Annotated in this window: 1 protein-coding gene; it reads right to left on the bottom strand. The window is 57.5% G+C overall.

The window, feature by feature from the left end; all coding sequences use genetic code 11:
• Positions 1-797 (bottom strand): ISL3 family transposase (locus AC30D7_RS28725; protein ID WP_490136327.1); only part of this gene is annotated, 797 nt, incomplete at both ends.

Raw genomic sequence — 797 nt, 5'->3', positions numbered from 1 at the left:
GCTCTTGATCTTCATGAAAAAGAACTCGCTATCCCGGTAACCGTACGCCATTCGCTTGATGACCTTTATTCGATTGTTTATTCCTTCCAACTGACCGGTGTGCATCGGCCAGCGAACCCGACTGACGATGCCCCGCCAGTAAGCCTTTAGCCGTTTGGCAAACTGGATCAGAGCCGGTATTTCGCTTTCATGTGCATGGCGCAGCCATTGCTTCCAGGCCGATCTCCAAGCCCAGGCGCCACTCGGCGTCCAGAGCGTTTTGAGTTCAGCCTTCATCAAATAGACCGTCATCAACGCTTGGTTGGCCGCCAGCAAATCCTGCAAATGGACCTGTTGTTCCGGCGTTTTCAGGTTCTGCGGGTTACGCAGCAACAGCCATCGCGCCTGCTTGATGACCTTGCGAGCCGGCTTGTCGTGACGCAGCCGGTTAGCCTCGTCGACGCGGACCCGATCAATCACCTCTCGGCCATATTTGGCCACCACATGGAAAAGGTCGTAGACCACTCGCGCTTTCGGGCAATGCTGGCGAACCTCCAGATCAAAAGCAGTATTCATGTCCATCGCCACCGCTTCGATTCGAGCGCAGCCCTCCGGCCCCAGCTCCTCGAAGAACGGCCTGACTGCCGCTCGGCTACGGCCTTCACCGACCCACAGCACTCGTCGTGTATCGGCATCCAGCACAACGCTGGCGTAACGATGACCTTTGAACAACGCGAACTCGTCCATGATCAGACGTCGCGGTTGCGCCTTCGGCAGCTCACTCAACACCGCCTGCAAGGCACGACGCTCCAGCAACC

Source organism: Pseudomonas sp. DF5, assembly GCF_058148225.1.
The sequence above is the reverse complement of the archived record's forward strand: the minus strand, read 5'-3'. Positions and strand labels throughout refer to the sequence as shown.